Raw genomic sequence first — 16,398 nt, forward strand, 5'->3', positions numbered from 1 at the left:
TCGTACCAGAGCCCTAGACATGTCCTTGCTCCATCGCCTGCGCTCCTCGCGCCGACTCCTGGTCACCCTCGGCGTGCTCGGGGGCAGCTTCCTCGCGGCCATGGAAGCGACGATCGTCGCCACCGCGATGCCCACGGTGGTGGACCAGTTCGGTGGCCTGGCGCACTACAGCTGGGTGTTCTCCGGCTACATGCTCACGTCCACCGTGACGACCCCGGTGTGGGGGCGACTGGCCGACGTCCACGGACGGCGCCGACCGTACCTCCTCGCGCTCGGCTTGTTCATCGTCGGGTCGATGCTGTGTGGGGCGGCGACGTCGATGACGCAACTGATCGCCTACCGGGCGCTGCAGGGCATCGGCGCGGGCGGGATGCTGCCGCTCGGCATGGTCATCATGGGCGACATGTTCACCCTCGAGGAGCGCGCCCGGGCCCAGGGGCTCTTCGCCGCCGTGTGGGGCGTCTCGTCGGTGGCCGGCCCGCTGGTCGGCGCGGTGCTGACCGAAAGCGCGTCCTGGCGGTGGATCTTCTTCATGAACCTGCCGTTCGGCCTGGTCGCCGCCTGGCTGGTGGGCACCTACCTCGTCGACCGGCACGCCGAGCGCAAGGGAGACGTCGACTACGTGGGCGCGGCCCTGCTCATGGCCGCCGTGTCGGCGCTGATGCTCGCCCTGAACCAGACCGGCGTGCGCGACGCGACGTTGTCACCCGGCGTGGTGCGCGCCCTCTATGCCGGCGCCGTACTGCTTGGTGTCGTGTTCGTGGCCCGCGAGCGGCGCACCGAGCACCCGCTGCTGCCGGTGTCGCTCCTCGGCCAGCGCATGGTGGCCACCACCACCCTGACCGGAACGTTGCTCGGCATCGGCATCTTCGGCGCGCTGGCGTTCGTGCCGCTGTACGTGCAGGCGGCGCTGGGCCGATCGGCGCGCGAGGCCGGAAGTGTGCTCACGCCCTTGCTCCTCGGTTGGGTGCTCACCTCGATCGTCACGGGGCGGCTGATCCCGAGGTTCGGGTTCCGGCCCTTCATCATCGGCGGCCTGTCCTTCGTCACCGTCGGCTTCGTCGGCCTGGCGATGGTGGGGCTGGACAGCCCGATGTGGAAGATGCGCGTCGATCTGGGCCTGATGGGCATCGGCATGGGCATGACGATGCTGTCGTTGCTGTTGGCCGTGCAGGGGACGGTGGCGCGCGAGCAACTCGGCGTGGCCACCTCGCTGGGGCAGTTCACGCGCAGCATCGGCGGCGCCATCGGGGTGGCCGTGATGGGGGCCGTGGTGGCGGCGGCCGTCCCGGTCGGGGGACAGACCCCCGTCGCGCTCGCACTCGGCCTGCACCGGGCCTTCGTCCTGGGGGCGGGCGTGTCGGCCGTGGCGCTGCTGTCGGCGTTGCTGGTGCCCGGGGGACTACCTGAGCAAAAGCCAACGGCTGTGTAGGAATTACTGTTGGGTTTTCAGACACGGATGAGCCTGGGAGGCCCTGTTGATTCCTAACTTGCGGTAGTGCGCCTGTTCTCGCACGGACGGGGTGGGACAAACCGCCTCAGGCTGGCACGGTTGTTGTAGAGGTGAGGGTGACTTTCGACAGGGTCGCAAGGCACTTCCGCGAGCGTCCGAGTCGTTGAGGGGAGGCTTCACCGTGAGCAATGACAACATGAGCGAGCAGGGCGAACCGCGACGCAAGGAACGGCGGGGATTCGCATCCATGTCCCCGGAAAAGCAGCGTGAAATCGCCAGCAAGGGCGGGCGCGCGGCACACATGAAGGGCACCGCGCACGAATGGACTTCGGAGGAGGCTCGCGCGGCGGGCCGGAAGGGGGGGCGCGCCAGCCGTGGCGGGCGCGGCCGTCTTCCCGAGGGAGGCACGGCCGAATAAGCCGGGCCGTGACTTCGTGCACCACCTGGGGCGTCCGTGAGGGCGCCCTTTCTTTTTCTGTGGTTCACGTTGTCGGCGCCGTACCAACGCAGGCAACATGGAACGCGTGACGGGACGAGCACTGCGGCGGGGCCTGCGCGCCTGCTGCCTGGCGTGGCTGGTGGCCTGCGGGCCGGCGTCGGCGCAGGAGGAGGGCGCCAGCGAGGTCCGCCTCAAGGTGCGTAGCTTCGACATACACGGTGTGTCAGGGCTGGACGTCAAGCAGATCACGAGCGTCCTGGCGACCCGCGAAAGCGGCGGGTTGATTCCATTCCTCGGCAAGGACCGCTACTTCAGCGCACGGCAACTGCAGGCCGACCTCTATCGCATCATCGCGTTCCTGTCCGATCAGGGCTGGCCGCAGGCCCGGGTCACCCGCGTCGACATCGACAAGGACGTCAAGGCCCGCGCCGTCGACCTGCGGGTGCAGGTCGAACAGGGGCCGCCGGTCATCATCGACAGCGTCCAGACCTTCGGGTTCGAGGTCCTCGCACCCCGCGACCAGGAGGCGGTACGCAGCCGGGTGTCCCTGGCCGCGGGGCAGCGACGCGTGCAGGGCGACGTCCGCAACACCCGCAATGCCACCCTCGCCGTCCTGCAGGAGCGGGGATACGCGTATGCGTCGGTCAACGTACTCGAGGGCGAGGGCACGCAGCCGGGGCACGTCTCCCTGTACGTCATCGCGGAGCCGGGCCCGGTCTCGACCTTCGGCCGCATCACCGTCCGGGGCAACGACGGCGTGAGCGACGGCCGGGTGAAGTCGCTGCTGTCCATGAAGGAAGGGCAGCAGTTCCGCATCAGCCGGGTCGTCGACAGCCAGCGGCGCCTGTACAACCGCGAGATCTTCCAGTTCGTCTCGGTCAACGCCGAGCCGAACGGGACGATCGGCGCGCCCGTGCCCGTGGAAGTGGTGCTCACGCAGGCCAAGCCGCGGCGGCTGTCGTTGACGCCCGGCTACGGCAGCGAGGAGAAGGCGCGCATCACGACGACGTTGCGCCACCTGAACTTCTTCGGCGGCGCCCGCACGGCGCAGGCGACGCTGCGCTGGTCGTCCCTCGATCGCGGCGTCCGCGCCAACGTGGAGGAGCCGTCGCTGTTCCGGCGTGGCATCTCGATGAGCGTCGGCGCCCAGTACTGGTACGCCAACGAGCCGGCCTACGAGCTGACGACCAAGGGCGGACGGGTGACGTTCGCCAAGCAGCGCGAGCGGAGCGATCCGGTGCGCCGCAAGCAGTCGCTGACCACGCTGTCGGTCACCTTCGTGGACGAGTTCGAGGACTACACCGTCTCCGAGCAGGCGCTCGAGGATCCGGCGTTCTACGACGACCTGATCGCGCTTGGCCTCAACCCGAACACCGGCCGCGCCAAGGGCCAGCTGATCGCGCTCGCCGTCGACCTGAACAGGAACACCACGCCCAACCTGATCGACGCGCGCAGCGGCTACCTGCTGCAGGCGCACGTCGAGCAGGCAGGGCAGTGGCTGCCCGGTGACTACAACTACCGCGAGTACACCGTGGAGGCGCGCAAGTACCACACGTTCGGCCCGCTCGTCCTGGCGGGACGGGCGCGCGTCGGGACCATCGAGGCCGACGGCGTGCTGGCGCGCAACGTGCCGTTCTTCAAGCGGTACTTCCTGGGTGGGTCGGCCAGCCTGCGCGGCTGGGGGCGCTTCGAGATCGCCCCGCTCACGTTCAGTGGCAACCCGATCGGCGGCCACTCGATGTTCGAGAGCTCGGGGGAACTCCGCGTCCCGGCGTTCGGACAACTCTCGGTCGTGGCCTTCGTCGATGCCGGCAACGTCTGGTACGAGAGCTTCGACATCAACCTCGACGACCTGCGCGTGGACGTCGGCCCGGGCCTGCGGTATCGCACCCCCATCGGCCCCGTGCGTGTCGATCTCGGCTACCAGGTCACGCGCATCGAGGGCCTGCTCGTCAACGGCGAGCCCGAGCCCCGCCGCTGGCGGATCCACTTCAGCATCGGGCAGGCGTTCTGACCATGACACGGGGACGACGGGCGCTGCGCGCCCTGGCGGTCCTGACCGTCCTGCTCGTGGGTCTGGTGGCCGCGGCTGCGGTCCTCACGCAGACGGCTTGGTTCCGCGAGCGGCTGCGGCGACTGGCGATGCGCCAGGCCGACCAGGCACTCGAGGGCCACCTCGTGATCGGCGCGGTCGAGGGAGATCTCTATCGCGGCATCACGTTGCGCGACGTCGCCCTCGACCAGCAGGGCGCGACCGTCGTGCGTGTCGGCCGGGTCCGGCTCTCGTACGGCCTCGGGGACCTGCTGTCGAAGGGCCGGGTGGTGCAGCGGATCGACATCGAGCGTCCCGAGATCGACGCCGTCCGTACGCCGCAAGGGTGGAACGTCGCGCACCTGCTGAAGCCGCGTCCGCCAGCCGACCCGAACAAGCCCCGCGCCACGTTCTCGCTCCCCGACGTCCGCGTCACCGACGGGCGCGTCACCGTCCGCGAAGTGGGCGTGCCGCGGTCGCAGGCCATCCCGCGCCGGATCGAGGGGCTCGCCTTCGAGGGCAGCATCGCCAGCAGCCCTCGTGAGCTGAGCGTCGACGTCCGCCGGCTGACGTTTCGCGCCGGTCAGCCCGACCTCGACATGCGGGCACTCGCCGGGCGTTTCGTCAGCGTCCCGACCGGCTGGCGCTTCCAGGATCTGTCGGTCCGGACCGGCGAGTCCACCCTGGGCGTGAACGGCACGCTGACCCGTGCCCAGCCGTCGGCGCCGTGGGCCTTCGACCTGCAGGTCGCCGGGCAGCCGGTGTCGCTGCCCGAGATCGCCAGGCTCGTCCCGGCGGCCAACTTCGCGCTGCACCCGCGATTGCGCGTCGGCGTCACCGGCACGCTCGACGCGCTCGGCCTGGACGTGGACATCACGCAGTCGGAAGCCGGGACCGCCAGGGGCGCGATCACGATCGACACCACCGGGCCGACGCGCGGCGTCGCCGGCAAGCTCGCGGTGGCCGACCTCACGCTCGCGCCGATCCTCAAGAGTCGCGACGCGGCAGGCCGCATCACCGGCGAGGCGACCTTCGACCTGCGCTTCCCCTCGGCCGCCGAGGGCTTCCCGACCGACGGCTCGTTCGAGTTCCGCGGCTCGCGCGCTGGCGCCTACGGGTACGCGGCGACCAACGTCCGTGCGAAGGGCCGGATCGACGGCCGCACCATCACCCTGGATGCGTCAGCCAACGCCTACGGGGGGACCGCGACCACCACCGGGACCATCGCCGTCGCGGGGAGCGGCCAGCGCGAGCTCGCGCTCGACCTCGCGGGGCGTGTCGCCGGCGTCGACCTGCGCAACCTGCCAGCCGCCCTGCGCGTGCCCCGGCTGCAGACCGCGATCGCCGGGCGATATGCCGTGAAGGGGCCGCTGTCGGCGGTGGTTGCCGACGTCACGCTCGCACCCTCGACGATCGAGGGCGCCACGCTCGCCGACGGCACCACGGGGCGCTTCGCGCGCACGCCGGCCGGCTTCACCTTCGGGGCGACCGGCACCGTCGCCGGCCTCGACGTGCAGCGGCTGGGGGCGGCGCTGCAGGTGCCGGCCATGACCGAGGCTCGCCTGGCCGGCGTCGTCAACGGCACCTTCGACGCGGCCGGTGAGCAGCGCGGGGCCGCCGGCCTGCGCGTGACCGCGACCGGCACGCTCTCCGACACGACCATCTACGGCGGGTCGCTCCCCGAGATGGCCTACGACGTCACCCTGGACGGTGACCGCCTCGAGCTGGCGGCGAAGGGTCGCGTGCAGGGCTTCGAGCTCGAAACCGTGACGGGTACCCCCTCGGCCACGGGGACGCTCGACGGCACGGTCGATGCGCGCGTCACGGTGCCCGATGTCGGCGCCGTCTCGCTCGACACGCTGGGCCTGACCGGAACGGTGAGCCTCGACCACCCCACGCTCTTCAAGGTGCCGTTCCGCGATCTCTCGGCCGACGTCGTGCTCGACCAGGGACGGCTCGATCTGTCACGTCTCGAGGGCGCCGGCGACGGGTTCACGCTGTCGGGCCGTGGCCGCGTGGGCATCGGGACCGACGACGCCTCGGACTTCACGTACCGGGTCGAGGCGACCTCACTGGTCGACCTCGCCAGGATCGCCGACCTGCCGTTGACGGGAGCGGCCACGACGGAAGGGCGCATCACCGGGACGCGCGCCGACTTCCTCGTCACCGGCACCGTCGCCGGCGACCAGGTCGCCTACGGCGATACGGCCGCCGCGGGCACGGTGACCGCGCAGTACGCCGTGCGCCTGCCCGACTTCGATGTCGAGCGCATCGACGTCCAGGCGTCGGTGGACGCGCAGCAGGTGCAGGTGGCCGGGCAGGTGTGGCCGGTCGCCAACGGCACGGTCGGCTACACGCAGGATCAGGTCCGGTTCGACGTCACCGGGAGCGACGGCCTCCGCGACCTCGCCGCCAGGGGCGCGCTCGCCCTCGAGGCCAGCCGCCAGCGGCTGCAACTCGAGCGGCTCGACATCGCGCGCAATGGCGTGCGCTGGGGGCTGGCGCCCGGCACCACGGCTCGGGCCGTGTTCACGACGCGGCAGGCGACGATCGGCGCGCTCGAGCTCGCCAATGGGGCGCAGCGTCTCGCCGTCGAGGGCACGGTGGGCCTGCAGGACGACGCGGAGTCGTCGCTGCGGGTGCAGGCCACCGCGGTGGACGTGGGCGACGTGCTCCTGCTGGCCGCCGTGGACACGCCGGCCGACGGGATCCTCGAGGGCACGGCGACGCTCGGTGGCACCCGCGAGCGGCCGCTCGCCGACGGCACGTTCGCCCTCACGCAGGGACGCATCCGCAACATCGACGTGCAGCGTGTCGGCGGCCGCGTGACCTTCGACGGCATGCTGGCGCTCGTCGACGTCGAACTCGTCAAGGACGGCTTTGCGCGCCTCACGGCCAAGGGCGTCGTCCCTCGCACCATTCTCGAGGGGCGTTCGGACGAGCACGTCGCGTCGACGGCCGCCGACCGGCTCGACGTGGCCATCGTCTCGACGCCGATCGACCTCGCCCTGGCGGAAGGCATCACACCGCAGGTCACCAGGCTGGGCGGGCAGGCGCAAATCGACGTCCGCGTGACCGGATCGGGGCGCGACCCGCACATCGAGGGCGCGCTGTTCCTGATGAAGGGCACGTTCGTGCTGCCGCTCACCGGCGTGACCTACAAGAACCTCGATGCCGTCCTGTCGTTCGAGGAGGAGCGCGTCGTTATCAGCGAACTCGGGGTCGAGACCGACAACGGCGACCTGCTGACCGTCCAGGGGGAACTGGGGCTCAGTCGCGAGCAGGCGCGCACCGTCAAGTTGCGCATGCAGGGCAAGGACTTCCGCGTCCTGGACAACGAGTTCGGCCTGCTCGACCTGCACACCGATCTCACCATCAGCGGCACGCTGCTGGCGCCGGTCGTCGAGGGCACCCTCGAGGTGTCCGACGGGCGCCTCGAACTCGACGAGATCCTGCCGCAGTTCACCGACTCGGCCTACGCGACGCAGGCCGAGTACCAGGGCATTCCCACCGCGCGCCTGCGCGGCGAGATCGTGCCGGACCTGCTCGGCGAGGACGATCGCATCCCGCAACTGGTCGACGGGCAGAACACCTTCGTCGTGGGTACCGTGCCGGCCTCGCCACCGCCGGCGCCGGGAACGCCCGGCGCGCCGCCGCCCGGCCCACTTGGCGATCCGTCGACCGGACGGCCGGTGGCCAGCACGCCCGTGCCGCCGGCGGCCGAGGGTTCGGCGCCCGCTGCCGCACCAGCCACCGCGCCATCCGCCGCATCACCCGCGGCGCCCGCCGCCGCGCCAGCCGCTGCTCCAGCCGCCGCTGCGAAGGCGGCAGCCGCCGACGCCAGCAGTGTGTTCGCGGACACGGCCCTCAACATCCAGGTGCGCATCCCCGACAACCTCGTGGTGCGGGGGCAGAGCATCGAGGCGGCCCGGGCCTCGGTGGGCGACCTGAACGCCACGCTGGGCGGCAACTTCCGGGTCGCCAAGACGGCGGGCAAGCCGCTCGTGCTGTTGGGGTCGGTGAACACCGTGCGCGGCATCTACTCGTACCAGGGGCGGCGGTTCGACCTGGTGCGCGACGGCCAGATCCTGTTCCGCGGCAACGAGGAGATCGACCCGCGCCTCGACCTGACCGCGCAGCGAGTCATCCAGGGCGTCGAGGCGCGCGTCCGCATCCAGGGCACGGCGCGCAAGCCGGAACTCTCCCTGTCGTCCACGCCGCCGCTCGACGAGGGCGACATCCTGGCGCTGATCGTGTTCAACCAGCCGCTCAACCAGCTGGGCACCGGCCAGCAGAACTCGCTGGCCCAGCGCGCCGGTGGCATCGCCGCCGGTTTCGTGGTGTCGCCGCTGGCCGAGGCGATCGGCAGCACGCTCGACCTCGACCAGTTCGACGTGGAGACGACCGATCCGACGGGCCGCGTCAACCCCGCGGTGGTGATCGGCCAGCAGGTCACGCAGGATCTCTTCCTGCGCTTCCGTCAGCAGTTCGGCAACCAGCAGGTGTCGCAGTTCCTGCTCGAGTACCGTCTGGCCGACTTCCTGCGCCTGCAGGGCAACGTCGCGGAGGGCGACGGCCTCAGTGCCGGCAACCGCTCGCTCACGCAGCGCATCGAGCGCTACGGCGTCGATCTCGTCTTCTATTTCTCGTTCTGATCGCCGGCGATTGCCGGCGGCGCGTCTCACTCGCGGACGATCGCCTCGATCGGCGAGAGGCGTGCCGCCCGCAGGGCGGGGTAGGTGCCGAACACCAGGCCGACGACGAGCGCCGCGGCGGCACTCACCACGATCGTGCTCACGCTGACCGAGGCGTAGAGCAGGGCCTCCGTGCGCGCGCGGATGACGGCGGTGACCAGGTAGGCGCCGGCCAGTCCGGCGATCACCCCGATGAGGCTGCCCGTGGCGGAGATGGCGACCGACTCGGTGAGGAACTGCGCCAGGATGTCGCGCCGCCGAGCCCCGACGGCCTTCCTGATGCCGACCTCGCGGGTGCGCTCCGCGACCGACGCCAGCAGGACGTTCATGATGCCGATGCCGCCGACCAGCAGCGAGATCGACGTGAAGGCCCCGAGCAGCAGCTTCATGACCAGGATGCCCTGGGCGACCTGTGCCAGGCGTTCGGGCCCGTGCGCAATCACCTGTGCCTGGCCTCGCCAGTCGGCGCGGGCTTGCACCAGGCGTTCCAGCCTGGCGCGGGTGTCGGGCGCCTGCTCCACGGTGTCGACCACGACGACCAGCGACCGAGCCCGCGGCTGCGGCACCGGCACCAGCGCATCCGCGGCCGTGTCGAGGGGCACCGTCACCGTGAGTTCCGGTTTGCCGGGCCGGTCGGCCACCAGGCCGACGACGCGATACGACGCCCGCCCGAGCGTGAGCAACTGGCCGATGGCCGGCTCCTGCCCCGCGACGATGCGCACGGTGTGCGGAGTCGTCACGGCGACGCGCGCGCCGGTGCGCAACTCGTCCTCGGTGAACCACCGGCCCGCCATCAGCGGCGGCGCGGCCTGCCGTCCAGCCTGCCAGAGACCCAGCATCCGCACGGCGTGGGGAGCGGGTGCGCCAGGCGCGGCGGCGCATCCGGGCGACGAGCAGCCGGTGAGGGCGGTGCCGGTCTCCTCGAGGCGCACCTCGGTGCCCGGCAGGACGGTCGCCACGGCCTGCGCGTCGTCGGGCGTGAAGATCGGGTACCGCTCCCGGGGGACCCGGTGTCCGTCGATCAGGTCGGACGTCTTCGCCTCGACCGCCACGCGCTGCATGCCTTCGTAGGCGATGCGTTCACGGGCGAACGACTCGGCGCCGTCGCCCAGGGAGAGCACGGCGGCGAGCGAGGCGGCACCCATCACGACGCCGACCGTGGACAGCAGCGTGCGGAGCGGATTGGCACGAAGCGCGTCCAGCCCGGTGGAAACGGCAGCAGGCACGGGGCAGGAGACGGAGGGCGGCCGGCGCGAGTTCCGTTTCGTGAGTCATGAGCGCACGACTCGTGGCGCGTCAGGCAGCCGGCGCCTTCCAGCACGTCGCGACGTGGTCGTTGACCAGTCCCGCCGCCTGCATGAACGCGTAGCAGATCGTCGGGCCGACGAAGGTGGCGCCCGCCTTGACGAGCGCCCGGCTCATCGCCGTCGCCTCGCGCGTGACCGTGGGCACGTCGGCCAACGTGGCGGGCCTGTTGATCCGGGGCGTACCGCCGACGAAGGCCCAGAGGAAGGCGTCGAGCGAGCCGTGCGCGGCCTGCAGGTCGAGCACGGCGCGGGCGGTGCGAATGGCGCCACGCACCTTCAGGCGGTTGCGCACGATCCCCGGGTTGGCGAGCAGCCGGGCCACGTCCTCCTCGCCGTACGCGGCGACACGGGCGATGTCGAAGCCGTGGAACGCCTCCCTGTACGCCGGACGCTTGCGCAGGACGGTCAGCCAGCTCAGCCCAGCCTGGGCGCCCTCGAGAATCAGCAGTTCGAACAACGCGCGGTCGTCATGGAGCGGTACGCCCCATTCCTCGTCGTGGTAGGCGACATACAGCGGGTCGGTGCCGCACCAGGAGCAACGGAGCATGCGGACAGGATAGTGCCGCGATGCGGCGATGCGAATGCCGAAGGCCGAAGGGCGTCCGTCGCTACGCTTGTGGACGCGGCGCGCGCAGTGACTTGACGAACTGCTGCAGCAGGTCCTGGTCGAAGTGGGAGGCCAGGTGCGTGGACATCAGGTGCAGGGCATCGACGGGCTTCATCGCCCGCTGGTAGCTGCGGTCGCTGGTCATCGCATCGTAGACGTCCGAGATCGCGGCGATGCGGCCGAACAGGTGGATGTGCTGCGGCTCGAGCGCCCGCGGGTAGCCCAGGCCCGTGAGCCGCTCGTGGTGCTGCGACACGACGACCATGCCGAGCGACCCCATCCGGCCGTCCTGCTGCAGGATGGCCTCGCCGCGCACCACGTGGGTGCGCATCAGCGCCATCTCCTCCTCGGTGTACGCACCCGGCTTGACGATCAGTTCCCGTGGCAGTTCGCTCTTGCCGATGTCGTGCAGCAGGCCGCCGAGCGCGATGTCGCGCAGGTCGCTGGCATTCTTGACGCCGGCCGCCACCGCCAGGCCCGTGGCGAAGACGCTGACGTTCATCGAGTGACGGACGGTGTCGTAATCGCGCGCCATGAGGGCGGCCATGTGGGCCAGCGCCTCCTTCTCGCGCACGATGAGTTGCACGGTCTGGTTGGCGACCCGGCGCGTCCGGGGCACCGCGTCGGTGTGCCGCGGGTCCACCATGATCGACTCGAGGGTCGTCTGGGCTGCCGACCGCAGCAGTTCCACCTTGCGCGGGGTGGCGATCTGCGGGTTGGCCAGCAACGTCTCGAGGTGTCGCTCGACGTACTGTTCGTACCGGCGGCGCTCGTCTCCCTTCAGCCACAGGGTCTGGACGTTGTTGGCCAGCAGCCGCTGATGGTGGACGGTCGTGAACTCGAGGTCGGGCCCGCGGAACAGGATGAAGTGGCCCGGCGAGGTCTGCAGGTAGAGGTGGAAGTCGACCACCGAGTCCATCACCAGGCCGTCGAGCTGGACCGGGATGTAGAGGGGCCGCACGTGTCCGAACGCCGCCCGTACTGCCCCCTCGGGGCCGTCGGCCGCTGCTCGGACTGCGTGTGCCGGGGTCGCCACGCACAGGGGCAGAGCAAGTGCCATGCCTCAGCCGTCGAGCGCGAAACGGGCAAGATCGGCGCGCGGCGCAGGCGCTGGAGCACGGTTCCGGCCGGCGGACCGACAGATTCGTGATCGCCCGTCGGGTCGCCGACCATGGCTGAGCTCCGTGGCGCCATCGGTCTGCTAGGGTGACCCATGGCCCTCGACTCCCGGCCCACGGGCGCTCCTGCGACCCCCGGCGGCCGACCCGTCCCCTACGCGACCGAGCCCGACTACACCCGTCCCGCCGTTCGCCTGACCGACGACCAGCGGCGCCGCTTCGCCAGGCTCCTCGGCGTGATGTACGGCGAGGACGCGGTGGATGGCATCCTCCCCGAACTCGAACGCCTGTTGCGCGTCCACGAGGCCCACAAGAGCGACGACCTGCGCAGGCGCGAGGCGGCCTTCCGCCCCGAGGATCGCTTCAGCGAGCGCGACGTCGTCCTGATCACCTACGGCGACCTGCTGACCTCTCCGGGCCACCCGCCGCTGCAGGTACTCGCGCGGTTCCTGCGCCGCTTCATGCGTGGCGCCATGAACACCGTGCACATCCTGCCGTTCTTCCCGTACTCGTCCGACCGCGGCTTCGCGATCATCGACTACGAAGAGGTCGACCCGCGGCTGGGCACGTGGGACGACATCGCGGCGCTCGCGGGCGAGTTCCGGCTGATGTTCGACGGCGTCTTCAACCACGCGTCGAGCCGGTCCCGCTGGTTCCAGCACTTCCGCGACCGTCGCCCCGGCTACGAGGACTTCTTCGTGGCCTTCACCACGCGCGACGCCATCGCTCCCGACTACCTGCGCCTGATCCTGCGGCCGCGCACCTCGGACCTCCTCACGCCCTTCGCAACCCTCGATGGCACGCGGTACGTCTGGACCACCTTCTCGCCCGACCAGGTCGACCTGAATTTCCGCAACCCCCGCGTGCTGCTGCGGGTCGTCGAGATCCTGCTCGCCTACGTGCGGCGCGGCGCCGATCTCGTGCGCCTCGATGCGGTCACCTACATCTGGCGCGAACTGGGGACCAGCTGCGCGCACCTGCGCGAGACACATGCCGTGGTGCAGTTGTTCCGCGCGGTGCTCGATGCGGCGGCGCCGGCCGTGGCGCTCATCACCGAGACCAACGTGCCGCACGTCGACAACGTCTCCTACTTCGGCGACGGCTCGGACGAGGCGCAACTGGTCTACAACTTCGCGTTGCCGCCGCTGGTGCTCCATACGTTCCACACGGGCTCGTGCGACGCGCTGGCCCGGTGGGCCCGCACCCTGGCGCCGCCCTCGCCGACGACGACGTTCTTCAACTTCCTGTCGTCGCACGACGGCGTGGGCCTGCTCGGCGCCCGCGGCATCCTGACCGACGAGCAGATCGGTGACCTGGTCGCGCGCACCCGGGCCCACGGCGGGTACGTCTCGTACCGGTCCAACGGCGATGGCACCGAGAGTCCGTACGAGCTGAACATCACGTGGTACAGCGCGCTCAATCGCGACGACGCCGGCGAGCCGCAGGCGCTGCAGGTGGCCCGCTTCGTGGCGGCGCGGGCCCTCGCGCTGGTGCTGCAGGGCGTCCCCGGCATCTACCTGCCGACGCTGTTCGGGGCCACCAACGACACCGAGACGGTGCGCCGGGGGGCCGAGAAGCGCAGCATCAACCGGCGGACGTACGACGAGGCGACGTTGGTGCGGGCCCTCGAGGACCGGGCCAGCCGGGAGTCACAGGTCGGCCGGCGCATGCGTCGCCTGGTGCGTCGCCGCGTCGCGCAGCCGGCGTTCCATCCGGCGGCCTCACAGGCCGTGCTCGATCTCGGGCCGCACGTCTTCGGCGTCCTGCGGGAACGGCCCGGCGTGCAACGGCTGCTGGCCCTGGTCAACGTCACGGCGGAGTCGCAGGTGGCCGACGTGCCGTCGGCAGTCACGGGACCGGCCGAGATGTGGGTGGACGTGTTGTCGCGCCGGACCCACCGCCCCGAGGGCGACCGCCTGACCGTGCACCTGCCGCCTTACGGCGTGGCCTGGCTCACGGCCGTGGTGTAATCGAGGTATGCGAGTCCTCGCCGCCTGCGCGCTGCTGGTCATCGCCGCGCCCCTCGTGCTGGTCGCCCAGGGCCGTCCGGGCCAGCCCGCCCTGGTGTTGCCGGGCGAGGCGGACCTGCCCGAAGGGGGGATCCAGACCCGTCACCTGCAGGCCCAGGTCGTGGGGGAGTCGCGCGTCGGTCCCGACGGCACCGGCAGCATCACGCTGGCGGTCACGCCCTCACCGCGCATGCACATCTATGCACACGACGCCGAGGGCTATACGGCGTTCCGGCTGGAGTTCGAGTCGCGCCCCGACCTGGTCGGCGGCTCGCACGCCTATCCGGCCTCGGAGATCTCGGTGTTCGCGCCGACGGGAGAGACCTCCAACGTCTACACGAGGCCGTTCCGCGTGACGCGCGGGTTCACGGTCAAGGGGCGCCTGCGCGATCAGGTGCGTACGTCGGCCGACGGTGTGCCGATCACGCTGCTGGTGCGATACCAGGCGTGCGACGACCGCGTCTGCTATCGCGCCGAGCAGCGCAGCCTGACCGTCCGCCTGCGACCGCGATGACCGGCGGGCTGGCCTGGCCGGCCTCCCGAGCCCGAAACTGCGGCGCGCGGGCCGTCAGTGCACGTCGCGCGGGCTGGCGGGCACGAAGAGGCTGACTTCCGAGCTGCCGACTGACGCGCTGACGATGCGCGCCACCTCGACGCGTGCGTCGTTGAAGCAGGCGCCGCCCGAGTGCCGCTCGAGGGTGGCCGGCGCCAGCGCGTTGGCCGTCTCGCCATTCATGGTGCTCTGCCGCCACAGCCCCTTGGGCAGGCTGACGACGCCCTGCGCGACGAGCGGGGTCACCTGCGCGATGCAGTGCACGTCGCCGAGGGCGTTGAAGGCGCGTACCGGGTCGCCATCGCCGATGGCGCGACGCTCGGCGTCGGCCGGGTGGATCTGCAGGCGCGCGACATTGGTGCGCAGTTGCCCGAAGGTCGAACTGATCGTCTTCTCGCTCGCCGGCGAGATCAGGGCGAGGGGGAACTCGGCCGAGGCCGGGTCGGGCTCGTAGCTGTAGAGCGGCCCCTGCGTCGCCAGCGTCTCCGGGTAGAGATGGATGCGACCGTCGGGCGTGTTCGGGAACACGTCGACCATCTGCACCGGTCGCGCCCCTGACGGCGGCGGCACGGCCTGCTGGTCCATCACCCTGGCGGCGAGGTCCTCGGGCAGGCCGGCGGTGACGCGCAGCAGCGCGTCGGTCTCGTCCTCTTCCTCGCCGAGGCCGAGGCGTGCGGCCAGGTCGCTGAAGACCACGACGTTGGGGCGCGCTTCGCCGATCGGCTCGATCACCGGCTTGACCAACTGCATCGCGTAGTTGCCGTAGCCGCGCGTGATGTCGTAGTGCTCGAGGAAGGTGGTGGCCGGCAGGATCACGTCGGCCAGCCGCGCCGTGTCGGTGCGCACCTGGTCGAAGACCACGGTGAACAGGTCGTCGCGCTGCAGACCCTGCTGGATCCGGTTCATGTCCGGCGAGGTCACCAGGGCGTTGCTGTTGTAGACGAACAGCACCTTCACCGGCGGGGTGGTGGCCGGCGCGAGCGCCTCGCCGAGCTGGTTCATGTTGATCACGCGCGTCGTCGGCTCGGGGTGTCGCCGCCAGCGCTCGCCATCGATCTTCCACGCCCCGCTGTTGCTCATCGTGAAGCCGCCGCCGGACACCCCGAAGGCGTTCACGAGCGCCGGCAGCGCCAGCACGGCCATCACCGCCTCGGTGCCGTTGCGATTGCGCTCGAGCCCCCAGCCGCAGCGGATCACCGACGGCCTGGTCGTCGCGTACAGGTCGGCGAGCCGCTGCAGGGCCGCCTCGGGCAGGCCCGTGATGGCCGCGACGCGATCGAAGGTCCACGGCAGGGCGCGTTCGCGGAACGCCTCGACGCCGGAGGCGTGGCGCGCGAGGAACGCCTCGTCCACGGCGCCGCGCGCGAACAGGTCGCGCGCCAGGCCGAGCGCGAGGACGAGGTCGGTGCCCGGTCGCACCGGCAGGTGCAGGTCCGCCAGGCGCGCCAGGGGCGTGGCCCTGGGATCGATGACGACCAGCGTCGCGCCAGCCTCGCGTGCCTGCTTCAGGAAGGGCACCAGATGGATGCCGGAGCCGGAGGGGTTCGCGCCCCAGACGATGATCAGGCGTGCCCTGGCGTAGTCCTCGTAGGCGACGCCCGCCATCTTCCCGTACATGGCTTGCGCCGCCACTCCGGTCGGTGCGGCACACACGGTGCGGGCCAAACGGGAGGCGCCGAGCGCCCGCCAGAGGTCGGCGTCGGTGCTCTGGTGGGTCAGCAAGCCGTTGGAGCCCCCGTACGAGTAGGGAAGGATCGACTCGCCGCCGAACTGGTCGCGGGCCTCCCGGATCCGATCGGCGATGAGCGACATCGCCTCTTCCCAGGTGGCGCGCCGGAACTTGCCGAGCCCCTTGGCTCCGTCGCGGATCTCCGGCGTCAGCAGCCGCTGCTCGCCATACAGGTGCTCGGTGAAGCGGCGCACCTTGCCGCAGATGAACATGCCGGTGGTGGGGCTCGCCGGTCCGGCGTCGACCGCCGTGACGCGTCCCTGCTCGACGCTGACCCTCAGGCTGCAGCAGTCGGGACAGTCCAGCGGACAGGCGGTTTCGACGACGGTCGGGCTTCTTCGGCGGGGATTGGCAGGCACTGCCGGTATTCTGGCACAGCATGCCTGGGTGCCCCGGACCCCTCGTCACGTGCATCACCGCCGACGCATCCGCCCGTCGGCGACGCACCTCGTCTGCG

General features: G+C 71.1%; 10 protein-coding genes. 6 read left to right on the forward strand and 4 right to left on the reverse strand.

Annotation, left to right across the window (positions count from 1 at the left end; translation table 11 throughout):
- Positions 1–19: 19 nt before the first annotated feature.
- The 4 genes from TBR22_RS10155 to TBR22_RS10170 all read left to right on the forward strand — a co-directional run bounded on the left by TBR22_RS10155 (position 20) and on the right by TBR22_RS10170 (position 8,579).
- On the forward strand, positions 20–1,432 hold the full coding sequence (locus tag TBR22_RS10155) for an MDR family MFS transporter (protein WP_239492864.1): 1,413 nt from the start codon (positions 20–22) through the stop codon (positions 1,430–1,432).
- A 217-nt stretch (positions 1,433–1,649) separates the two neighbouring features.
- Positions 1,650–1,871 (forward strand): KGG domain-containing protein, encoded by a 222-nt coding sequence (locus TBR22_RS10160; RefSeq protein ID WP_370651506.1) that lies wholly within the window; start codon positions 1,650–1,652, stop codon positions 1,869–1,871.
- Between the two features lie 106 nt (positions 1,872–1,977).
- A complete protein-coding gene (locus TBR22_RS10165; protein ID WP_239492866.1) occupies positions 1,978–3,906 on the forward strand; it encodes an outer membrane protein assembly factor in 1,929 nt (642 codons plus the stop codon).
- Between the two features lie 2 nt (positions 3,907–3,908).
- The gene (locus tag TBR22_RS10170) at positions 3,909–8,579 is read left to right on the forward strand and encodes a translocation/assembly module TamB domain-containing protein (protein ID WP_239492867.1); all 4,671 of its coding nucleotides are present in this window, start codon (positions 3,909–3,911) and stop codon (positions 8,577–8,579) included.
- A 26-nt stretch (positions 8,580–8,605) separates the two neighbouring features.
- Here TBR22_RS10170 and TBR22_RS10175 read toward each other — a convergent pair whose 3' ends face one another.
- The 3 genes from TBR22_RS10175 to TBR22_RS10185 all read right to left on the reverse strand — a co-directional run bounded on the left by TBR22_RS10175 (position 8,606) and on the right by TBR22_RS10185 (position 11,493).
- Positions 8,606–9,844, reverse strand: coding sequence for an ABC transporter permease (locus tag TBR22_RS10175; protein ID WP_239492868.1), 1,239 nt, complete (start codon positions 9,842–9,844; stop codon positions 8,606–8,608).
- A 70-nt stretch (positions 9,845–9,914) separates the two neighbouring features.
- A complete protein-coding gene (locus tag TBR22_RS10180; RefSeq protein WP_239492869.1) occupies positions 9,915–10,472 on the reverse strand; it encodes a DNA-3-methyladenine glycosylase I in 558 nt (185 codons plus the stop codon).
- A 61-nt stretch (positions 10,473–10,533) separates the two neighbouring features.
- Positions 10,534–11,493 (reverse strand): HD-GYP domain-containing protein, encoded by a 960-nt coding sequence (locus TBR22_RS10185; protein ID WP_239492870.1) that lies wholly within the window; start codon positions 11,491–11,493, stop codon positions 10,534–10,536.
- A gap of 252 nt (positions 11,494–11,745) precedes the next feature.
- On the opposite strand from TBR22_RS10185, the gene TBR22_RS10190 reads away from it, so the two are divergent.
- Together TBR22_RS10190 and TBR22_RS10195 are read left to right on the forward strand one after the other, a co-directional pair.
- A complete protein-coding gene (locus tag TBR22_RS10190) occupies positions 11,746–13,620 on the forward strand; it encodes an alpha-amylase family glycosyl hydrolase (RefSeq protein WP_239492871.1) in 1,875 nt (624 codons plus the stop codon).
- 7 nt (positions 13,621–13,627) lie between these two features.
- Positions 13,628–14,173 carry a protein-disulfide reductase DsbD domain-containing protein gene (locus TBR22_RS10195; protein WP_239492872.1) on the forward strand — a complete coding sequence of 182 codons (546 nt, stop codon included), beginning with the start codon at positions 13,628–13,630 and terminating at the stop codon, positions 14,171–14,173.
- Positions 14,174–14,227: 54 nt separating this feature from the next.
- Here the strand turns inward: TBR22_RS10195 and TBR22_RS10200 are convergent, their stop codons facing one another.
- Complete coding sequence (locus TBR22_RS10200) at positions 14,228–16,300, reverse strand: molybdopterin-dependent oxidoreductase (protein ID WP_239492873.1); 2,073 nt, start codon at positions 16,298–16,300, stop codon at positions 14,228–14,230.
- Between the last annotated feature and the right edge of the window lie 98 nt (positions 16,301–16,398).

The sequence above is a fragment of the Luteitalea sp. TBR-22 genome, from assembly GCF_016865485.1.
In the GTDB taxonomy this organism is placed as follows: domain Bacteria; phylum Acidobacteriota; class Vicinamibacteria; order Vicinamibacterales; family Vicinamibacteraceae; genus Luteitalea.

Excerpts from the sequence above, each read along its gene's own strand:
- TBR22_RS10155 (WP_239492864.1), top strand. The coding sequence starts at position 20 with ATGTCCTTGCTCCATCGCCTGCGCTCCTCGCGCCGACTCCTGGTCACC.
- TBR22_RS10160 (WP_370651506.1), top strand. The coding sequence starts at position 1,650 with ATGAGCGAGCAGGGCGAACCGCGACGCAAGGAACGGCGGGGATTCGCA.
- TBR22_RS10170 (WP_239492867.1), top strand. The coding sequence starts at position 3,909 with ATGACACGGGGACGACGGGCGCTGCGCGCCCTGGCGGTCCTGACCGTC.
- TBR22_RS10180 (WP_239492869.1), bottom strand. The coding sequence starts at position 10,472 with ATGCTCCGTTGCTCCTGGTGCGGCACCGACCCGCTGTATGTCGCCTAC.
- TBR22_RS10190 (WP_239492871.1), top strand. The coding sequence starts at position 11,746 with ATGGCCCTCGACTCCCGGCCCACGGGCGCTCCTGCGACCCCCGGCGGC.
- TBR22_RS10195 (WP_239492872.1), top strand. The coding sequence starts at position 13,628 with ATGCGAGTCCTCGCCGCCTGCGCGCTGCTGGTCATCGCCGCGCCCCTC.